Here is a 20129-nt window from a genome sequence, read left to right on the forward strand (position 1 = left end):
CCTCGGCAACGGATTTTCGCTGCCACCGGCGTCGCGCCCCGCCCGCCGGCCCCGTCCACCGGCACGCACCCGACGCCGCCCCGGACGGACGAATCCGCGGCCCGGGGCGTGGAAGCCCGGCCCCGCAGTGGCAGTCATGGGTCATGCCGCCGGTGTCCCCGTCCTTGCGTACGGCCGCGTCGTACGCCTGGCGCCTGCTGGTCGTCGCCGCCGCCGTCTACGCGGTCTTCGCCCTGCTCGGCCGCTTCCACGAGATCGCCGTGGCACTCTTCCTCGGCCTCGTCGTCGCGGCGCTGCTGGGCCCGCCCACCCGGCGGCTGGCGCGCGTACTGCCCCGGACGCTCGCGGTCGCCGTGTGCCTCATCGGCAGCGCGGCGCTGCTGCTGGGCGTGCTGACGCTGGTCGGCGAGGCGGTGGCCGGGGAGAGCACCACCTTGGTGCGGGAGTTCCGCCGGGGGCTGGACAGCATCGAGGCGTGGCTGGAACGGCCGCCCTTCCGGCTGAACCCGCAGGCACTCTCCGACGTCCAGTCCCGGGTCGGCGCGTACCTGTCCAGCCACCGCTCCACCCTGCTCAGCGAGGCGGTCAGCGGGGCCGGGCGCCTGGTCCACGTGCTCACCGTCCTGGCGCTCGCGCTGTTCTGCTCCGTCCTCTTCCTACACGGCGGCGACCGGCAGTGGGCGTGGTTCTGCGCGCAGCTGCCCGAAACGGCACGCGCCCGGGTGGCGATCGGCGGGCGGGCGGCCTGGCGCACCTTCACCGGCTACACCCACGGGATCGTCCTGGTCGCGGCGACGAACGCGGTCCTCGTGGGGGTGGCGCTGTACCTCCTGGGGGTCCCGCTGGCCGTGCCCCTGGCGCTGCTGGAGTTCTGCGCGGCCTTCGTCCCGCTCATCGGATCGCCGGTCGCGCTGGGCGTCGCCGCCGTGGTCGCGCTCGCCGGGAAGGGGCCGTTCGTCGCGGCCGTGGTGGTCGCGCTGATCGTGGTCATCGGCCAGATCGAGGGCCATCTGCTGCATCCGCTGGTGATGAGCCGGGCGGTTCGCCTGCACCCTCTGGTGGTGGCGATCTCGGTGGTCGCGGGCGCCATCGCCGCCGGAATGGTCGGCGCGGTGGTCGCGGTCCCCCTCGTCTCGGTGACCTGGTCGGTCCACACGGCCCTGCGAGGGGCCCGCCATCCTGCACAATCTTCGGATGAGCGATGAAGACCCCTACCTCTGGCTGGAAGACGTCACCGGCGAGAGCGCCCTCACCTGGGTCCGGGAGCGCAATGCCGAGACCGTGGCCGCGCTGACCGGTGCGCCCCGGTTCAAGGCGATCGAGCAGGAGGTGCGCGAGGTCCTGGACGACGACGGCAGGGTCCCGTACGTCACCCGCCGGGGACGCCACCTCTACAACTTCTGGCAGGACGCCGACCGCGTGCGCGGGGTGTGGCGCAGGACCACGCTCGACGAGTACCGCACGGACCGGCCGGCCTGGGAGGTGCTCCTGGACCTCGACGCGCTGGCGGAGGCCGAGGGGGAGAAGTGGGCCTGGGCGGGCAGCCGCGTCCTGGCCCCCGAGCACCGCCGCGCCCTGGTCCTGCTGTCGCGGGACGGCGCGGACGCCTGCGTGGTGCGCGAATTCGACCTGGAGACCCTGGAGTTCGTGGCGGACGGGTTCACGGTCGCGGAGGCCAAGACCCGGATCGGATGGATCGACGCCGACCGCGTCTGGATCGGTACGGACTTCGGCGCCGGCTCGATGTCCGGGTCGGGCTACCCGCTCCAGGTGCGCCGCTGGCGGCGCGGCACGCCGGTCGGGGACGCGGAGCTGGTCTACGAGGCCCGGCCGACGGACCTGTCCGCCTCCGGCTGGCACGACGACACCCCCGGCTTCGAGCGGGACTTCGTCCACCGGCAGATCGACTTCTGGAACCAGGAACTCTTCCTCCTCCGGCAAGGCGAAACCGGCGAAGCCGCCCCGCCGCTGAAGATCGACGTGCCGGGCGACGCGAGCGCCCACGTCTTTCGCAACTGGCTGACCGTCACCACCAAGTCTCCGTGGCTGGGCCACCCCTCGGGCACCCTCCTCGCCTTCGACTTCGACGCCTTCCTGGCGGGGGACCGGACGGCCGAGGTGCTGTTCGCCCCGGACGAGCGCACCGCGCTCGCCGGCTACAGCTGGACCCGCAACCACCTCATCCTCAGCACCAACGCCGACGTCTCCTCCCGCATGGAGCTCCTCACCCCCGGCCCGGACGGCTGGCGCCGCGCACCGCTGCCGGGGGTGCCGCCCCTGTCCACCGCCTCGGTCACCTGCACCGACCCGGACGTGAGCGACGAGTACTTCCACCACGTCTCCGGCTTCCTCCAGCCGTCCACCCTCTACCGGGGGACGGCCGGCGGGGACGGCGAGGGCGAGAGCGTCAAGCAGAGCCCGGCCCTGTTCGACACCGCCGGTCTCGCCGTCCGCCAGCACTTCGCGACCTCCGCGGACGGCACGAAGGTCCCGTACTTCGTCGTCGGGCCCGAGGACCGTCCGGGCCCCGGACCCACCCTCCTGTACGGGTACGGCGGCTTCGAGATCTCCATGGTGCCGCACTACAGCGCGGTCACCGGCCGCGCGTGGCTCGCGCGCGGCGGCACCTACGTCGTCGCGGGCATCCGGGGCGGGCACGAGTACGGGCCGGGCTGGCACAAGGCGGCCCTCGGCGCGAACCGGGTCCGCGCCTACGAGGACTTCGCCGCCGTCGCCCGCGACCTCGTGGCCCGGGACATCACCACCCCCGCCCAGCTGGGCATCGAGGGCGGCAGCAACGGCGGCCTCCTGATGGGTGCGATGCTCACCCGGGAACCGGAACTGTTCGGCGCGGTCGTCGCCCACGTGCCGCTGCTGGACATGCTCCGCTTCCACAAACTGCTGGCCGGCGCCAGCTGGATCGCCGAGTACGGGGATCCCGACGACCCCGCCGACCGGCCCCACCTGGAGGAGATCTCCCCCTACCACCGGATCCGGGCGGACGGGCCCCCGTATCCGCCCCTGCTCCTGCTCACCTCGACCCGTGACGACCGGGTCCACCCGGGCCACGCCCGCAAGATGGCCGCCCGACTGCGCGAGTTCGGGCATCCGGTGCTCTTCCACGAGCACCTGGGCGGCGGTCACGCGGGCGCCACCGACCACGGGCAGACCGCCTTCAACGAGGCGCTGGTCCACAGCTTCCTGTGGGAGCGGCTGACCCCGGCCACGTGACGGACGCGCGTGGCGGCCATCCGAACGGGGGATTCGGTGTGCCAGTCGCCCCGGCGCGGCGGGCCGTGATCCAGGATCGGCGGATGCAACCCCGGCCAGGGAGGACCCCATGAGCACGCCGATCGCGTCCACCGCCCCGTACTACGCCCGCTACCGGCCGCCGTACCCGGCGGAGCTCTACGAGCTGCTCGCGGACCGCTTCGCGCTCGACGGCTCCCAGACCGTACTGGACCTCGGTGCCGGGCCGGGCACGCTCGCGCTGGCCCTGGCACCGCTGGTCGACCAGGTGTACGCGGTCGACACGGAACCGGCCATGCTCGCCGAGGGGTGCAGGCTCGCCGGGGAGCGCGGCCGTCGTAACATCTCCTGGCTGACCGGCGACGCCGCGTGCATCCCCCGGCTGTGCCTCCCGCGGATCGACCTGTGCGTGATCGGCAGGGCCTTCCACCGGATGGACCGGGCCCGGGTACTGGCCGACCTGGACACGGCGCTGGCGCCGCGGGGAGGGCTCGTCGTCATCACGTCCCCGGCCGGCGAGGACGGCCCGCGCCCGCTCTGGTGCGCCCTCGTCGAGGAGGTGCGCGCGCGCTTCCTCGGGCCGGGGCACGGTGCGCGGTCCGCACCGGGCGCGGGCGGAGCGCCGGAGGACGCGGACGACGTGGACGACGTGGACGATGTCGACGACGAAGGGGACGCGGACGACATGTACGACCACCTCGCGAAGTCGCCGTTCTCCCGCGTCGAGACCATCGCGTGGGAGCAGCCCGTCCGCTACACCGTGGACCAGCTCGTCGGCCTCCAGTTCTCCTTCCCCCGCTCCAGCCCGGCCCGGCTCGGTGACCGGAAGGACGCCTTCGTCTCCGAGCTGCGCCGAGCCCTGCTGGACCACGACCCGCGGGGCAGCTACGCCCGGACCGTTCCCGTACGGGCCGCCCTCGCGACCAGGCCCCGCACCTGACCCGGTCAGCCGCCGAGCGCCGTGAGCAGCTCCCGCTCGCGCGCGGTGCTCAGGCCGGCCCGGCGGGGGCGCTCCAGCCCCTCGGCGCGCTCCCACCGCAGGGTGTCCTCCAGCAGCTGCGCGCGGGGGCGATGACGCAGCCCGGCCGCGAGCGCCGCGGCTCCGTCGCGCGCGGAGAAGCCCGCGTACCGGGGGTCCGGCATCCACATCGCCATCGACTCGGGACCCATGAACGGGCCGACGCCCTGATCGAGGAGCCACTGCGGTTCGGCGGTCGCGACCCGTCCGGTGTGGCCGCCCACCCGCCGTGACAGGTCCACCCACTCCTCGAAGGGGACGACGGGCCCCACGGCGTCGAAGGTCCCGGTGGTGCGCCGCCCCGCGAGGTCCAGCAGCCAGCCCGCGAGGTCCCGTACGTCGACCACCTGAGTCGGCAGGCCGGGCGAGCGCGGCACCAGCATGGGCTGGTCGACCTCACGGGCGGCGCGCGCCACCCAGTACCCCGAACGCCCGCTGTGGTCGCCCGGCCCGCCGATCAGGCCGGCGCGGGCGACGAGCAGCCGGTCTCCCACCGCCGCGCGCGCGGCCGCTTCGCAGGCGGCCTTGGCCTCGCCGTACGCGTCGCGCTCCACGTACGGCCGGTCGGTCGCCGGCAGCAGTGCGGCCGACTCGTCGGCGCCGACCGCCGCGTGGTCGGCGTAGGCGCTGACGGACGAGACGTAAGTCCAGTGCCGGGCCCGTCCCGCCAGGGCGGCGAGCGCCCCGCGGACGAAGGCGGGCTGCCACGACACCTCCACGACGGCATCCCAGTCGCGGTCCAGAAGGCCGGCGTAGGCGGACTCCTCCGCCCGGTCCGCGGCCACCAGGCGTGCGCCGGGGGCGACGTCACCGCTCTCGCCGCGCGCCAGACAGGTCACCTCGTGCCCGCGCGCCCGCGCCTGACGCGCGATCTCCCGGCCCAGCCAGGCGGTCCCGCCCAATATCAGAAGGTTCATCTCCCCACCCCAACACAGGGGTGGCGCACGGAGCCAGGCGGTTCGCGTTCGGCGAAGGAGGGCGGGTACCGACTCGCCTTGAACGGGCGGTCCTCTGCTCCGTCCGAGTTCACTTGGGCCGCCCTTTCGGCCGCAGTGCCGCGTACATGATCATCATGTTGGCCCCCCATCGTTTTAATGCCGCTATGCCACACAAGCGACGGACACGACCGACCAAGGCGTGGGGTGCCGTGGCCGCGGTGACGGGGGCCATGCTGGTCGTCGCCGCGGCGCCGGGCCGGGTGCCCGATGCGGACGCCTTCGAGCGGACCCCGGGAGGCCCGCCGCGGGAGGCGGCGGTCACCCTCCTGGTCGGGAGAATGCTGGACCAGGACGCCGAGGGCGGCGGGCGCCACGAGGGGGTCGGCGGGAGGTGCGCGACGCGCATGTTCCGGCCCGGCCTGTGCAGCGCCTGGCATGAGCAGCGCGTACGGGCCACCGCGCGCGGCGTGGGATCCGTACTGAAGGAGCCGTCCCTCGGCGACGCGGCGGACGCGGCGCGGGAGGAGGAGCGTCCCACGGACGCGGACGGGCCGTTGCAGATCACCCTCGGGGAGCCGGGGCGCCTGACCGACGTGACCGTACGCGACGCGCACGGGCGCCACCTGTCCGGTGAACTGGCCGCGCACAGCGAACGCTGGCTGAACACCGAGCCCCTGCGGGCGGGGGAGACGTACACCGTGCAGGTCGGCGCCCAGGACGCGGCAGGGACGCCGGTCGGTGTGACGATGGCGTTCCGGACCGCGCCGCCCGCGGACGGGGGCAGGCTGACGGTCGAGTTCGGGCCCGGCCCCGGTACGTACGGTGCGGGGGAGATCGTGACGGCCGCCCTCAGCCGGCCGGTGCCCGCCGACGACCTCCCGGCCCGCGCCCGGCTGGAGCAGGCACTCCAGGTGACCTCCGAGCCCCACGTCGAAGGCGCCTGGCACTGGGTCGACGACTCCACCCTGCACTTCAGGCCGCGCACGTACTGGCCCGCCCACACCGTGGTCCGCGTCCGCAGCGGTCTCGACGGGGTGGAGCTCGGGGACCACGACTACGGCGGCCCCTCCGACGACCTGCAGTTCACCATCGGGGACCGGATCGAGGCCGTCACGGACTCCGCCGCCCACCTGATGACCGTACGCCGCAACGGACGGGTCATCAGGACGATCCCCGTCACCACCGGCAAGGCGGGGTTCAGGACCCGCAGCGGCATCAAGGTCGTCCTGCGCAAGGAGCCCAAGGTCCGGATGCGGGGGGACTCCGTCGGCATCAAGCGCGGCACCAAGGAGTTCTACGACCTGCCGGTGCTCTACGCGACCCGCGTGACCTGGAGCGGCGAGTACATCCACGCCGCGCCCTGGTCGGTCGAGGCGCAGGGCGAGGAGAACGTCAGCCACGGCTGTACCGGCATGAGCACCGAGGACGCGGCCTGGTTCTTCGACACGGTCCGCGAAGGCGACATCGTGGAGGTGGTCAACAGCGGAGGGGCCAGGATGGACCCCTTCACCAACGGCTTCGGCGACTGGAACGTGGACTGGCGGAGCTGGCTGGCGGGCAGTGCCCTGAACGCCGTCGACGCGGCCCCGGAGACCTCACCGGCCGTCCCGTCCCGTCTCCACCCGATCACCTGACGGACCACCGGCATACGCTGGCCGGCGCGGAGTCCGGCCCGACCGGCGTCGGCCGCCGTCCACGTCGGCCCGGCCCTGGGCGGGGCCACACAACCCCCGGTGTGACTATGGCGGGTACGCACATGGGAATGGGCCGTGGGCGTCCCGCATGCTTCCCGCCATGACAAGCGGATTCCCTTCCTCGTCCCACGGGACAGCAGCCGCCGCGGGCACCGGCACCGACCTGGCGGGCCGTACCGCCCTGGTGACCGGCGCCGGCAGCGGCATCGGGCGGGCCTGCGCCGTCGCGCTCGCCGCCGCCGGGGCGCACGTACACGTGGTGGACGTGGACGGCGCCGCGGTCCGGTCCGTCGCCGAGGCGATCGGCGGCCGCGCCCACGTGGTGGACCTGGCGCAGGCGGAGCCCATCGGGGAGCTCCCCACCGCCATCGACATCCTCGTCAACAACGCCGGACTCCAGCACGTCGCCCCGCTGGCCGAGTTCCCGCCGGAGCGGTTCGAACTCCTCCAGCGGGTCATGGTCCACGCCCCCTTCCTCCTGCTCCGCCAGACCCTGCCGTACATGTGCGCACAGGGCTGGGGCCGCATCGTCAACATCTCCAGCGTGCACGGCCGGCGCGCGAGCGCGTTCAAGGCCGGCTATGTGACCGCGAAGCACGCCCTCGAAGGCCTGAGCAAGGTCGCGGCCATCGAAGGCGCCCCGCACGGCGTCACCAGCAACTGCGTCAATCCCGGCTACGTCCGCACACCGCTCGTGGAACGGCAGATCTCGGCCCAGGCGGCCGCGCACGGGATCGCGGCCGATCAGGTGGTCGCCGACGTCCTGCTCACCCGCTCCGCGGTCAAGCGGCTGATAGAGCCGCAAGAGGTCGCCGCCGCCGTCCTGTGGCTGTGCGGCCCGCACACCGGCTACGTCACGGGCGCATCGATCCCCCTGGACGGCGGCTGGAGCGCCGCCTGACCGGCGCCTGACCGCCGCCGAAGCCCCGAAGACCCGGCGGCGCGTCGGTCACAGGTCACAGGCTCGCGAAGAGGTCGTCGAGGGGGGCCGGAGCCTGCTCGCCGTCGAGGGCCTCGACGAGGAGGTGGCCGTAGCGGATCTTGCGGCCCTTCTTCGTGCCGAGGAAGCGCCGCAACTGCCGGTGCCGTGGGCGGCCGTGCTGTGCGGGCTGACGTACGAAGGTCTGCCAGGCACGGTGGTCGCCCTCGGTCCGGATGATCTCTTCCACCCGCGCCGTGCCCAGCGCGCGGATGAGCTCGTCCTCCAGATCCGACACGCACACGAAGACATCCCGGAGCGGCGCCCCCGCCCGCTCCAGACCGCGGTCGAAGAAGGGCCGCTCGCCCTCGTCGCACAGCCCCACCAGGCGCAGGCCGAGGCCGGGGGGACCGAGGAGGCCGGCGTAGCGGGCGATGCTCATCGCCCCGCCCATCGGCACCACGCACACCCCCTCGGCGGCCAGGTCCCGGCCGCGCCGGGCGGCCAGCGCCTCAACGGCCGCGAAGTCGCTGGGCCCTTCCAGCAGTACCGCCGTCCGCACCCCCAGCCGCTCGGCCAGGTCGCTCATCGGCCCGATGGGCCCGCCGGGCCCGGCGGCCGCCCGGTGCTTGATCTCGTCCTGGAACGCTCGCATGTCCGCCATGGAGCGAGTCTGCATCTCCACCGACGGCACGGCACGCGATTATCGGCGGCCCCGCCCGGAGGCCGGCGCCCGGAGGCCGCGCCTGGAAGCCCGCGCCCGACCGAAAAAAGGAAAGGCAAGGAGTTACGCACTCCTTGCCACTCTCAAGGTATAGCGCGCCGGGGGGCTTGCCGCAAGGCCCCGGTCGTGCCGCAGAATCGCCATTCGAAGCGAGGACTGCGCACTTATACGGGGTTTGTTGTGATGATTGACGTGATCATTGCCGGCGGTGGACCGACCGGACTGATGCTGGCCGCCGAGCTGCGGCTGCACGGTGTGGGCGTGGTCGTGCTGGAGAGGCTGACCGAGCCGACGCGGGAATCGCGCGGGCAGGGCCTGCACGCGCGCAGCGTCGAGGTGATGGACCAGCGCGGCCTGCTGGACCGGTTCCTCGCGGTGAGTGAGAAGTTCCAGGTCGGTGGCCTCTTCGGCGGCATCATGAAGCCGTGGCCGGACCGGTTGGACACGGCTCACCCGTACGGCCTCGCCACGCCCCAGCCGGTCACCGAACGGCTGCTGGGCGAGCGCGCGCTCGAACTCGGCGCCGAGATCCGGCGCGGCTGCGAAGTGGTCGGGCTGAGCCAGGACGAGGACGGGGTGGGCGTCGAGCTGGCGGACGGGACCCGGCTGCGCTCGCGCTACCTCGTCGGATGCGACGGCGGCCGCAGTCTGGTGCGCAAGCGGCTCGGCGTCGGTTTCCCCGGCGAGCCCGCCACGGTCGAAACGCTGCTGGGTGAGATGGCGGTGACCGAGGACCCGGCGACGGTCGCCGCCGCCGTCGAGGAAGTCCGCAAGACCCACCTGCGGTTCGGGCTGGCGCCCCTCGGTGACGGCATGTACCGCATCGTCGTGCCCGCGGACGGGGTGGCCGAGGACCGTGCGACCGCGCCGACCCTGGAGGAGTTCAAGCAGCAGCTGCGGGCCTGTGCCGGCACCGACTTCGGCGTGCACGCGCCGCGCTGGCTGTCCCGGTTCGGTGATGCCACCCGGCAGGCCGAGCGCTACCGGGTCGGCCGGGTGCTGCTCGCAGGCGACGCGGCGCACGTCCACCCGCCGACCGGCGGGCAGGGGCTCAACCTCGGCGTGCAGGACGCGTTCAACCTCGGCTGGAAGCTGGCCGCGGCGGTGGCCGGCTGGGCTCCGGAGGGACTGCTCGACAGCTACCACGCCGAACGGCACCCGGTGGGGGCCCGCGTACTGGACAACACCCGCGCGCAGATCACCCTGTTGGGGACCGACCCGGGCGCGGCTGCGCTGCGGGAGCTGTTCTCGAAGCTGATGGACTTCGAAGAGGTGAACCGGTACGTGACCGGGATGATCACCGCGGTCGAGGTCCGCTACGACTTCGGCGAGGGCCACGAACTCCTCGGCCGGCGGATGCGGGACGTGCAGTTGAAGCAGGGCCGTCTCTACGAGCGCATGCACGGCGGCCGCGGGCTGCTGCTCGACCAGACCGGCCGGCTGTCGGTGGAGGGCTGGGCGGACCGCGTCGACCACGTCGTCGACGTCAGCGAGGAACTGGACGTGCCCGCCGTGCTGCTGCGGCCGGACGGCCACGTGGCGTGGGCCGGTGAGGACCAGCAGGACCTGCTCGGCCACCTGCCGACGTGGTTCGGCGCGTCCACCGGCCGCTGAGACGGCCGCCGTGTCCTGCCCGGCCGGTCTCGGCCGGGCAGGACACGCGGGTGGCCGCTACGCGCTCGTCAGGACGACGAGCCGCTGGGTCGCCCGGGTCATCGCGACGTAGCGGTCGACGGCTCCTTCGACGCCCTCGCCGAACGACTCGGGGTCGATCAGGACGACCAGGTCGAACTCGAGCCCCTTCGACAGCCCGGGGGTCAGTGACCGTACGCGGGGCCGCGCGGCGAACGTGGCGTCGTCGAGGCCGCCCGCGGCGATGACGCAGGCGATCCCCTCGGCGTGCTCGGCGAGCCAGGTGTCGAGGACCGAGTCCAGGTCCGCGACGGATCCGTGGACGACGGGGATGCCGCTGCTACGGATGGAGGCCGGCACGTTGGCGTCCGGGAGCACGGCCCGGATGACCGGCTCGGCCTGCGCCATGACCTCTTGTGGCGTGCGGTAGTTGATGCTCAGGGAGGCCTGGCTGATCCGGTCGAACCCGACCCGCTGGAGCCGTTCCTGCCACGACTCGGTGAAACCGTGCCGGGCCTGGGCGCGGTCACCGACCAGGGTGAAGCTCTTCGACGGGCAGCGGAGCAGGAGCATCTGCCACTCGGCGTCGGTGAGTTCCTGGGCCTCGTCCACGACGATGTGCGCGAACGGGCCGGCGAGCGGGTCCCGTTCGGTGCTGGGAAGCGCGCTCTCGTCGATCAGGCTGTCCTGCAGGTCCCTGCCCCGCAGCATCGTCACGGCGCCCTCGCCGTCGGCGTCGGCCGCGAGCACGCTGTCGATGACGCCCGCCATGCGCTCGCGTTCGGCGGCGAGCGAGGCGTCGCGCCGGCGCTTGCGCGCGGATGCCTCCGGGTCGCCGAGGCGCTGGCGTGCCGCGTCCAGGAGCGGCAGGTCGGACACCGTCCAGGCCTGGGCGTCCGCGCGCTGGAGCCTGCGCACCTCGTCGCGGCTGAGCCAGGGGGCGCATCTGCGCAGGTATGCGGGTACCGACCAGAGATCTCCTACGAGGTCGGTCGGTTCGAGCATCGGCCACGCGCGGTCGAGGGCCGTGACCAGCTCCCTGTTCCGCCGCAGCGACCTGCGCAGCAGTTCCGGCGGGACCTCCTCGTCACCGTCGTGCTTGTCCAACAGGATCGCGACCAGCTCCTCCCAGATCTGCTCGCGCGCCTCGTTGTGGGCCGTGCCCGGCTCCGGTGCTCTGAACGCCGCGGCCCAGTCGTCGGCGCTCAGCCAGATGTCTGACCAGGGCGTCTCGACCGTCATCCCCCGCGTGGGCGGCTCCTCGTAGATGCCGACGGCCGGCTCGATGGCCTTCACCATGTCCGCGGACGACTTCAGGCGGGCCACCTCCGGATCGGCCTCGACCGCCGCCGCGGCTCCTTCGGCGACGAGGTCCCGCACGGTGCACGTCCGCACCCCCTCCTCTCCGAGGCTCGGCAGGACGTCGGCGACGTAGTCCAGGTAGGGCCGGTGCGGACCGACGAAGAGCACGCCGCCCCGACGGTGACCGAGGCGGGGATCGGAGTAGAGGAGGTGGGCGGTGCGGTGCAGGGCGACGACGGTCTTGCCCGTACCGGGGCCGCCGTCGACCACGAGGGCGCCGCGCGACCCCGCCCGGATGATCGCGTCCTGATCGGCCTGGATGGTGCCGAGCACGTCGCGCATCCGGGACGACCGGTCGCCGCCCAGGCTGGCGATGAAGGCCGACTGGTCGTCGAGCGTGGCATGCCCTTCGAGCCCGTCGGCGGTGAACACCTCGTCCCAGTAGTCGGTGATCCGGCCGCGGGTCCAGCGGTACCGGCGGCGGCTCGCCAGCCCCATCGGGTGGGCGTGGGTCGCCGCGAAGAACGGCTCGGCCGCGGGGGAGCGCCAGTCCAGCAGCAGGCGGCGTCCCGAGCTGTCGGTGAGACCGAGCCGTCCGATGTAGACGGGCTCGGGGTCCTGGGCGCTGACGATGCGCCCGAGACACAGGTCCAGACCGAAGCGGCGCAAGGCGCGCAGCCGACCGGTCAGCCGGTGGATCTCCGTGTCCCGGTCCATCGCCTCCCGGCCGATGCCGCCGGGCGCCCTGCGGGTGGCGTCGAGGCGCTCGGAGACCTCGGCGATGGCTTGCTCAAGGCTCTCCGCGATGGCCGCGAAGTGCCGCTCGTCGTCGTCGACCAGTGCGGGGTCGGCCTTGGGGGAGAGGTGGTCGGGAAGGTCGAACGCGCTGGTGGTGAGGGAGTTCATGTCGGTCAGTTCAGCTCCTGGGTCAGCTTCTCGCAGTCGGTCGGCACGCACACCGGCTCGACGTCCTCGCACGGTCCGTAAGTCCTCACCCGCACACGCATGTTGTGCATCCCCCGCTTCGCAGTCTCCGGCCTGGACGAGCGATTCTGCGGTACGGCCGGGGCCTTGCCGCAAGCCCCCCTGTGCGCTATAAGTTGAAAGTGGCAAGGGGTGACGTTTCCCCGCTTGCCCTTCTGGCCCGGTGTGTACGGGCATCCCTGTCGAGGCGTCACCGCCCTCCGTAGCGCGACTCTGCCCTCCGTATCACACATCTCCTTTTTTGCTGCGCGACGCAGTGATCTCGTGTAGTCTTCTGCGTAACGCAGTAACTGCACAACGCAGTAAATGCGCAACGCAGTCAACGACTCGGAGGAGACCCATGCTCACCGTCGCCGTCACCGGGGCCACCGGAGCCCAGGGTGGAGCCACCACCCGCAGCCTGCTCGCCGCCGGGCACCGCGTGCGCGCCCTCACTCGCCACCTCGGCTCGCCCGCCGCCGCCACCCTGCGCGAGCTCGGCGCCGACGTGCACTACGCCGACTTCGACGACCGCGCGTCCCTCGACGCCGCACTCACCGGCGCCGACTCCCTCTTCGCCGTCACCACATTCGATACCGGCACCGCAACCGAGACCCGGCACGGCAAGGACCTCGTCGACGCCGCGGTGGCCGCAGGCCTCGGGCACGTCGTCTTCACCTCTGCCGCTCACGCCGACCGCGACACCGGCGTGCCGCACTACGAGAGCAAGCGCCTGATCGAACGGCACCTCCGCGCCTGCGGCGTGCCGTGGACCGTGATCGCACCGGCGGCGTTCATGGACAACTACACCAGTGGCTGGACCCTCGACGGGCTGCGCGACGGTACGTTCGCCTGGCCCATGCCGGCCGGCTGCCCGCTCACCCTCATACCCGCCGAGGACATCGGCGCATTCGCCGCACTCGTCCTCCAGCGTCGCGACGACTTCGCCGGGCACCGCCTCGACATCGCTTCCGACGAGCGCACTCCCGGCGAGATGGCCGACATCCTCGCCGCCGCCATGGGCCGTCCCGTCTCCTGCGAGGAGGTGCCGCTCGCCTTCGTACGCACCCGGTCCACCGATCTGGCCGCCATGTTCGCGTACTTCACCAGCTCCGGCCTCGACGTCGACGTCGCGGCACTGCACCGCGAGTACCCCGAGGTCGGCTGGCAGAGCTTCGCCGACTGGGCGAACCGCCAGGACTGGCCGGCCCTCCTGCCCGCTGCCGCCGCGCAGCACGACGTCCCATGGCGAAGGTGACGGCGCTCTTCTCCACCCAGCCGAGTAGGAAGCGCCCGCCCGGCAGGGGGGAGGGCCGGCGCCGGGCGGTTGAGGAAATCGCTCATGGCTGCTCTCCGCTGAGGGTTCCGGGGCCAAGTGCGTGAACGCGGGCGTGGAAAGGAGCGCCAAGAAAAGCCTGACACTCCTACAGTCCCGTGCATCCGCAGGCCCCGCCGCACGGCGCGGCACGGCCTTGGCCGTCAGGTCGTGACCTGCGCGGGAGTGGCGGTGGCGGCCTCGCGGCCACCGCGTACGTGCACTGGCAGGGAGCGCTCGGCGAGCAGCAGGACGGACGCGCCTGCCAGGACCAGCACGGCCAGGACCGTCCACAGCTGCCAGGGCCCGGCCTCCAGCAGGAAGCCCAGCAGGAGCGGCGCGACGGTACGGCACAGTGACCAGGACAGCTGGTAGACCGACAGGTACCGGCCCCGCAGGTGGTCGGGTGCGGCCTGGACCGACAGGCTCTGCGCGGGGCCGGAGTGGACGAGCTCCCCGGCGGTGTAGAGCACCGCGACGGCCAGGACGGCGACGAAGGCGGTGGAACCGCTGGTGAGCCCGGGAAGGACGGCGAAGGCGGCGAAGGAGAGGGCGAAGACGACCGCGCCGAGCGCGGCGCCGCGCGTACGCCTTCCGCGCAGGGTCAGGCGGGCGACCGGCACGCCGAGCGCGGCGACGAGCGCGGTGTTGACCGCGAACACGGCCCCGGCGAGGACGTCGGGGATGCCGACCTCGCGGGTGAGGAAGACGGGCAGGGCCATGGCCTGGGCGGTGTAGCCGAAGGCGATGAGGAAATTGGCGGCGGTGATGAGCAGGTAGGGGCGGTCGGCGAGCACCGTCCGGAAGCCGTCCCCGCCCCCCTCCGGCGCGATCGCGCTCCTGCGGTGCGCCGGGACCCGGCCGACCAGGACCGCGGCGACGGCGAAGACCGAGGCCAGGGCCGCCGAGACGGCGATGAAGCCGGTACTGCCGCTGAAGGCGAGCATGCCGCCCGCCGCCAGGCTGCCCAGTCCCATGCCGGCATTGCGCAGACTGCGGTTCCAGGCCAGCAGCCGGTCGCGTTCGGTGCCTTCGGCGATGTCGCCGATCAGAGCCTGCTGGCTCGGGGAGGAGGCCCACATCCCCACCGCGACCACCAGCGCGACCGCGAGGAACGCGGGGTAGGAGTCGGCGAAGGGGTACGCGGCGAACCCGGCGGCCCGCAGCGCCAGCGCGCCGATGAACACGCGCCGGCCGCCGAACCGGTCGATGAGGACGCCCGTCACGGGCATGAACGCCAGCGCGCAGAGCCCGGCGGCCGTCAGGCCCGCCCCGACCGAGGTCAGCGACAGCCCGGTGAGCGAGTGGAGGAACAGCAGGGTCAAGGGCACGTAGATGCCGTCGCCCACCGAGTCGACCAGGCTGGCGGTGATGAAGCGCCGCCGGGTGCGTACGAGGGTCTCAGCCGAGGTCGAGCGCACCGCGTCCTCGCTTCAGCTCCGCGAACGCGTCCGTCCCCGCCAAGGTCCGCAGGGCCTGGAACAGCCGGACCGCGTCCCGGCCGCGGGGGATGGCGGTGAGGACCGGGCCGAAGAAGGCGGCGCCGTCCACGGTGACGACGGGCGTGCCCGCCTCCTCGCCGACCGCTTCCTGCGCAGCCAGGTGGCTCGCACGCAAGGCGGCGTCGAACTCGTCGCCGCACGCGGCTTTGGCCAGGGACGCCGGCAGGCCCACCTCGTCGAGGGCCCGGGTGATGACCGCGTCGTAGTCCTTGTTCCGCTCGCCGTGGATGCGGGTGCCGAGTGCGGTGTAGAGGTCGCGCAGGACCGCGTTGCCGTGGAGCGCTTCGGCGGCCGCGCACACCCGTGCGGGGCCCCAGGCGCGGTCGTTGAACTCGCGGTACCAGGGCTCGACTTCGCGGTACTCGTTGAGCATGGACAGGCTCATGATCCGGAAACGCAGATCGATCGTCTGGAGTCGTTCGACCTCCAGCAGCCACCGGGAGGTGGTCCAGGCGTAGGGGCAGGCGGGGTCGAAGAAGCAGTCGACTCGCGGCGGCTGCTGGGCAGCACGGTTATCTTCCATGGAAGGCATTCTATCTTCCGTGGAAGATAGAATGGAAGCCATGGAACCCGAACACGATGAGATCGCCGCCATCGCCGCACAGTGGGAACACGAGCGCCCCGACCTCGATGCGACACCGATGCTCGTCATCGGCCGCCTCTTCAGGCTCACGGACACGCTCGACCGGCGCCTGCGCCCGCCGTTCGCCGCCGCCGGACTGGGCAACGGCGACTTCGACGTGCTCGCCGCGCTGCGCCGCGCCGGAGCGCCCTACACGCTCTCCGCGGGCGAACTCAGCCGCACCGTGCTCGTCACCACCGGCGCGGTCACCAAGCGGGTCGACCGGCTCCGGGCCCGCGGCCTGGTCGCCAAGGCCGTCGATGACACCGACTCACGCGGACGCGTCATCACCCTCACCCCCGAGGGCGTCGCACTGACCGACGAACTCATCGCCGTCCACCTGGGCAACCAGCGCAGGCTCCTCGCCGGGCTCGGCGACGACGAGCGGACGCAACTGGCGCACCTGCTCGCGCGACTGGCCGCGACCCTGGCCGAGGGCGACGAGGAGGAGTCCTGGTGAGCGACCCGCGGCACACCGGGCGGACGTCCCGCGCGCCGGGTCACTCACCGCGCCAGATCCTGCGGTAGGCCTCCTGGTAGCCCCGCGGGTCCCAGGACGTGGCACCGCCGCTGTTCGCGGCCGTCACCACGTGAACGGGCGCGACGTAACCGCTGGCGGGGCGGCCGGCGAAGGCCCGGTTGAACTCGTCGACGATCTGCCAGCCCTGCTGGGTCAGGGGTTCGGGGACGGTGGCGGCTTGGAAACCACGGCTGTTGATGCGCTGGAAGGCGGAGGGATCACCGTCGCCCGCACCGATGTTGAAGGGCGGTCCCCCGCCGGGGCGCCCCGCGGCGCGCAACGACGGGGCGGCGTCGGCGAAGTAGAGGTCGTTGATCGCCACGGAGTGGGTCCACCGGTCCCGGAAGCGGGACACCAGGGCGGAGACCCGCTGCGGGGTGCGCTGACTGGCGTCCGGGATGGGGATGTTCTCGGTCGCCAGCACCGTCACCGCGGGGCAGGCCGCGAGCCGCCGCTTGATCAGCGCGGCCTTGTCGCGGGCGAACGGGATGGAGTCGTCGGTGAAGACGACGACCCCGGCGTGGCCGTCGGACCCGGCGACGACCCAGTCCGCGCTGACCCCCGCGACCTCCTCCACCCTCGTGGTGACGTTGGTGAAGAGCCGCGGACTCGTGCTCGGACCGGGGGAACCGACCGCGTGCCAGCCGATCAGGGGGATGCCCGCGGCCTGCGCCCGCGCCGTCTGCCGCGCCGTGAGCAGGGGATCGAAGCCGCCGACGACGATGCCGGAGGGCCTCAGGGTGACCGCCTGGCTGAGGGCGGCCTGGATGCCCGCCGGGGTGCCCTCGCCGTCGATCACCCGGACCCGCCAGCCGATGGCCGCCGCGGCGTCCCGGACGCCCTCGGCGACCCCGGCGACCCCGGGGTTGGTCATCGTCTGGGCGACGTACACGATCGTCTTGCCGGCGACGGCCTCGGGGCCGGTCGTGGGGCCGTTCCAGGAGAGGTCCGTGCGCTCGGCCGCCTCGACGGCCGCCTTCGCCCGCGCGAGGACGGCCGGGCAGCCGGCGGCCGAGGGTGAGGCCGCGGTGGAGGTGCGCGACGAGCCGCCTCCGCAGCCCGCGAGGAGGGTGCAGGCGGCCGCCCACAGGGCCGCGGCGGCGAGGACGCTGGTGCGGTTCGGGTACACGGTGCTCCTGACCGAAGTGCGCTGGCGGTCTATCGGGCTTCGGCCGCGGACGCCACCGACGGCCCGGGCGGTTCGTCGGGCGGGCGGCGGTCGGCCGTCGACCGTGTACGCAGGCGCCGCCTGGCCGCGTACCCGGCCAGGCCGACCGCCAGCAGCAACGTGCCCCCGTTGAACAGCGGAGTGGCCCAGAACCGGGCGCCGAGCTGGCCGATCCCGGCGAGACCGACGGCGAGCACGCTGACGGCCACGAGGGTCCCGAGCGCGTTGGCGCGCCCGGGCCTGATCGTGGTGGAGCCGAGCAGCGCGCCGACGAAGGCGGGCAGCAGGTAGTCCAGGCCGACACTGGGGTTGCCCACCTGCTGCTGCGCGGCGAGCAGCACCCCCGCGATGCCCACGACCAGGCCCGATCCGGCGAAGGCGTACACCGTGTACCGGCGGGTGGGGATGCCGATGATGCCGGCCGCGCGGGGGTTGGAGCCGACGACGTACAGGTAGCGGCCGAACGGCAGCCGCTCCAGCATCACCCACAGGACGACGACGACGGCGAGGACGTAGAACGCGGGCACCGGCAGGCCGAGGAACCGGCCGTCGTAGAGGGCGGTGAAGGAGGCTGGCAGGCCACCGGGGCCCGGCACGATCCGGCTGCCGTCGGTCAGCCATCCCGTGAAGGCGTACATGATGCTGCCGGTGCCGAGCGTCGCGATGAAGGAGTCGATCCGGGCGAACTCGACGACGACGCCGTTCAGGGCGCCGACCAGCGCCCCGCCGAGGACGACGGCGAGGCAGACGAGCGGCCAGGGCGTCCCCTCGCCCGCGACGAAGTGCATCACCAGGACGTGCGCCAGGCCCAGCCCGTAGCCGATGGATAGGTCGAACTTGCCGGTGACGACGGGGATCGTCGCACCGAGGGCGAGCAGGGCGGGGATCGACTGGTTGGACAGGATCGAGGACACGTTGTCCCGGGTGGGGAAGGTGTCAGGGAGGGCGACGGAGAAGACCAGGAAGAGCAGCCCGGTCAGCACCGGCAGCCCGTAGACCCCGATGACGTGCCCGCGCGGGAACCGGGCGCTCACCGGCCCCTCGCGCTTCCGGTAGCCGTGCTGCCGTTGGTCGTGTTTCCGGTGATCGCGGGCATGGCCGAGGCGGCGCGGGTGAGCCCGGCGGGCGTCAGGGCGGCGCCCGCCGGCTCGGCCGTCACCGCTCCCCGTACGAAGACCAGCGCGCGATGGCAGAGGTCCGCGACCTCGTCGAAGTCGGTGGACACGAGCAGCACCGCGAGGCCCTCCGCGGCCGCGTCGTCGATCAGCCGGTGGATCGCCGCCTTGGCGCCGACGTCCACGCTCGCCGTCGGCTCTTCGAGGATCAGCAGGCGCAGCCGCCCGCGGAGCGCGCGGCCGAGGAGGACCTTCTGCTGATGTCCCCCCGACAGGGTGGCCAGGGGCACCTCGCCGTCGCGGGGGCGCACCGAGAACCGCTCGATCAGGGCGGCGGCCTCCCGCCGTTCGCGCCGCGGACCGAGCCAGCGCCAGGGGGGCACGCCGGCCGCCCGCGGGTTGGCCAGCAGGTTCTCCCGGACCGTCAGATCGGGGGCGCAGCCCTCCTCCTGACGGTTGGCGGGCACGAAGCCGACTCCCCGGCCGAGGGCGGCGGCCACGCTGCGCGGGTGGTACGGCAGCCCGCCGAGCAGGGCCCGCCCGCCGAGCGGCGGCAGCGCGCCGGCGAGGGCGCGGCCCAGGTGCATGTGGCCGGCGCCGGTCAGCCCGACCATGCCGAGGATCTCCCCGGGCGCCAGGTCCAGGCTGACGGGCCCGGTGCGCCGCGTCGTCACGGCGTCGAGCCTCAGTACGGGCGGACGGCCCGCGGGTACGGCGGTGGCGGGCCCGTGGCGGGCCGGTACGCCGCCCGCGATGTCGCGGACCAGGCGGTCGGGTCCGTACCCGGCGAGCGGGCCGCCGCTGACCAGGCGGCCGTCGCGCAGGACCGCGAACGCGTCGGCGACCCGGTACACCTCGTCGAGCCGGTGGCTGACGTAGACGATGCCGTGCCCGCGGTCGCGCAGCGCGTGCAGCACGCCGAAGAGCCGGGCGCAGTCCGCGGCGGGGAGCGTGGCGGTGGGCTCGTCGAGTACGAACAGTTCCGCCCGGCGTGCGAGTGCCCGGGCGATGGCCACCAGGGAACGCTCGGCGGGCGCGAGGTCCGTGATCCGGGCGGCGGGCTCCAGGTGTCCGGCGACGATCCGCAGGGCCTCGGCGCAGCGTTCGCGGGTCTGCCGCCAGGAGATCAGGCCGTGGCGGCGCGGGTAGCCCGTCCCCAGGGCGATGTTCTCGGCGACCGTCATCCACTCGACCAGGCCGAGGTCCTGGTGGATGAAGGACATCTTCCCGCGGGCGGCTTCGGATCCGAGCGGGTGGCCGGCGACCGTCACCTCGCCCTCGTCGGCCGGGAGCACCCCGGCGAGCACCTTGACGAGCGTGGACTTCCCGGCGCCGTTGGGGCCGAGGAGGGCGAGCACGCTGCCGCGGTGGACGTCGAGGCTGACCGCGTCCAGCGCGACGGTGCCGCCGAACCGCTTGCCGAGACCGCGCATCCGCACGAGCGGTTC

Annotated in this window: 16 protein-coding genes; 8 read left to right on the forward strand and 8 right to left on the reverse strand. The window is 73.3% G+C overall.

Annotated elements, in window-relative coordinates; genetic code table 11:
• The first annotated feature begins 143 nt into the window (after positions 1–143).
• From AC07DU_RS02685 to AC07DU_RS02695, 3 genes are all read left to right on the forward strand, one after another.
• On the forward strand, positions 144–1205 hold the full coding sequence (locus tag AC07DU_RS02685; RefSeq protein ID WP_479109245.1) for an AI-2E family transporter: 1062 nt from the start codon (positions 144–146) through the stop codon (positions 1203–1205).
• A complete protein-coding gene (locus AC07DU_RS02690; protein ID WP_479109247.1) occupies positions 1195–3231 on the forward strand; it encodes a prolyl oligopeptidase family serine peptidase in 2037 nt (678 codons plus the stop codon). The genes AC07DU_RS02685 and AC07DU_RS02690 overlap by 11 nt, the downstream gene beginning before the upstream one ends.
• Positions 3232–3340: 109 nt before the next feature.
• Entirely contained in the window at positions 3341–4189 is an 849-nt protein-coding gene (locus AC07DU_RS02695; protein WP_479109249.1) for a class I SAM-dependent methyltransferase, read from the forward strand.
• 5 nt (positions 4190–4194) lie between these two features.
• Here AC07DU_RS02695 and AC07DU_RS02700 read toward each other — a convergent pair whose 3' ends face one another.
• Positions 4195–5184, reverse strand: coding sequence for an NAD-dependent epimerase/dehydratase family protein (locus AC07DU_RS02700; protein ID WP_479109251.1), 990 nt, complete (start codon positions 5182–5184; stop codon positions 4195–4197).
• Positions 5185–5369: 185 nt separating this feature from the next.
• On the opposite strand from AC07DU_RS02700, the gene AC07DU_RS02705 reads away from it, so the two are divergent.
• Entirely contained in the window at positions 5370–6839 is a 1470-nt protein-coding gene (locus AC07DU_RS02705; protein WP_479109253.1) for a L,D-transpeptidase, read from the forward strand.
• Positions 6840–6999: 160 nt separating this feature from the next.
• The gene (locus AC07DU_RS02710) at positions 7000–7800 is read left to right on the forward strand and encodes a 3-hydroxybutyrate dehydrogenase (RefSeq protein WP_479109255.1); all 801 of its coding nucleotides are present in this window, start codon (positions 7000–7002) and stop codon (positions 7798–7800) included.
• 55 nt (positions 7801–7855) lie between these two features.
• On the opposite strand, the gene AC07DU_RS02715 is transcribed toward AC07DU_RS02710, so the two are convergent.
• The gene (locus AC07DU_RS02715) at positions 7856–8482 is read right to left on the reverse strand and encodes a TOPRIM nucleotidyl transferase/hydrolase domain-containing protein (RefSeq protein WP_360889909.1); all 627 of its coding nucleotides are present in this window, start codon (positions 8480–8482) and stop codon (positions 7856–7858) included.
• Between the two features lie 243 nt (positions 8483–8725).
• Between AC07DU_RS02715 and rox the strand changes: the two genes are divergently transcribed.
• On the forward strand, positions 8726–10156 hold the full coding sequence (gene rox, locus AC07DU_RS02720) for a rifampin monooxygenase (RefSeq protein WP_479109257.1): 1431 nt from the start codon (positions 8726–8728) through the stop codon (positions 10154–10156).
• 57 nt (positions 10157–10213) lie between these two features.
• On the opposite strand, the gene helR is transcribed toward rox, so the two are convergent.
• On the reverse strand, positions 10214–12382 hold the full coding sequence (gene helR / locus AC07DU_RS02725) for an RNA polymerase recycling motor ATPase HelR (RefSeq protein WP_479109259.1): 2169 nt from the start codon (positions 12380–12382) through the stop codon (positions 10214–10216).
• Between the two features lie 418 nt (positions 12383–12800).
• Here helR and AC07DU_RS02730 point away from each other — a divergent pair, with 418 nt between their 5' ends.
• Positions 12801–13697: an NmrA/HSCARG family protein gene (locus AC07DU_RS02730; RefSeq protein WP_479109261.1), complete on the forward strand. Its 897-nt coding sequence runs from the start codon at positions 12801–12803 to the stop codon at positions 13695–13697.
• Positions 13698–13918: 221 nt separating this feature from the next.
• On the opposite strand, the gene AC07DU_RS02735 is transcribed toward AC07DU_RS02730, so the two are convergent.
• Positions 13919–15175, reverse strand: coding sequence for an MFS transporter (locus tag AC07DU_RS02735; protein WP_479109263.1), 1257 nt, complete (start codon positions 15173–15175; stop codon positions 13919–13921).
• Positions 15156–15779: a DsbA family protein gene (locus AC07DU_RS02740; protein WP_479109265.1), complete on the reverse strand. Its 624-nt coding sequence runs from the start codon at positions 15777–15779 to the stop codon at positions 15156–15158. Before AC07DU_RS02740 ends, AC07DU_RS02735 begins: the two co-directional genes overlap by 20 nt.
• A gap of 40 nt (positions 15780–15819) precedes the next feature.
• On the opposite strand from AC07DU_RS02740, the gene AC07DU_RS02745 reads away from it, so the two are divergent.
• Positions 15820–16338 carry a MarR family winged helix-turn-helix transcriptional regulator gene (locus tag AC07DU_RS02745; protein WP_479109267.1) on the forward strand — a complete coding sequence of 173 codons (519 nt, stop codon included), beginning with the start codon at positions 15820–15822 and terminating at the stop codon, positions 16336–16338.
• Positions 16339–16378: 40 nt separating this feature from the next.
• Here the strand turns inward: AC07DU_RS02745 and AC07DU_RS02750 are convergent, their stop codons facing one another.
• The 3 genes from AC07DU_RS02750 to AC07DU_RS02760 are packed head-to-tail and all read right to left on the reverse strand — an operon-like array spanning position 16379 to position 20114.
• Entirely contained in the window at positions 16379–17527 is a 1149-nt protein-coding gene (locus AC07DU_RS02750; RefSeq protein WP_479030220.1) for a substrate-binding domain-containing protein, read from the reverse strand.
• 29 nt (positions 17528–17556) lie between these two features.
• Positions 17557–18600 (reverse strand): ABC transporter permease, encoded by a 1044-nt coding sequence (locus AC07DU_RS02755; protein ID WP_479030217.1) that lies wholly within the window; start codon positions 18598–18600, stop codon positions 17557–17559.
• Complete coding sequence (locus AC07DU_RS02760; RefSeq protein WP_479109368.1) at positions 18597–20114, reverse strand: sugar ABC transporter ATP-binding protein; 1518 nt, start codon at positions 20112–20114, stop codon at positions 18597–18599. The genes AC07DU_RS02755 and AC07DU_RS02760 overlap by 4 nt, the downstream gene beginning before the upstream one ends.
• Between the last annotated feature and the right edge of the window lie 15 nt (positions 20115–20129).

The organism is Streptomyces sp. NPDC045695 (genome assembly GCF_056432025.1).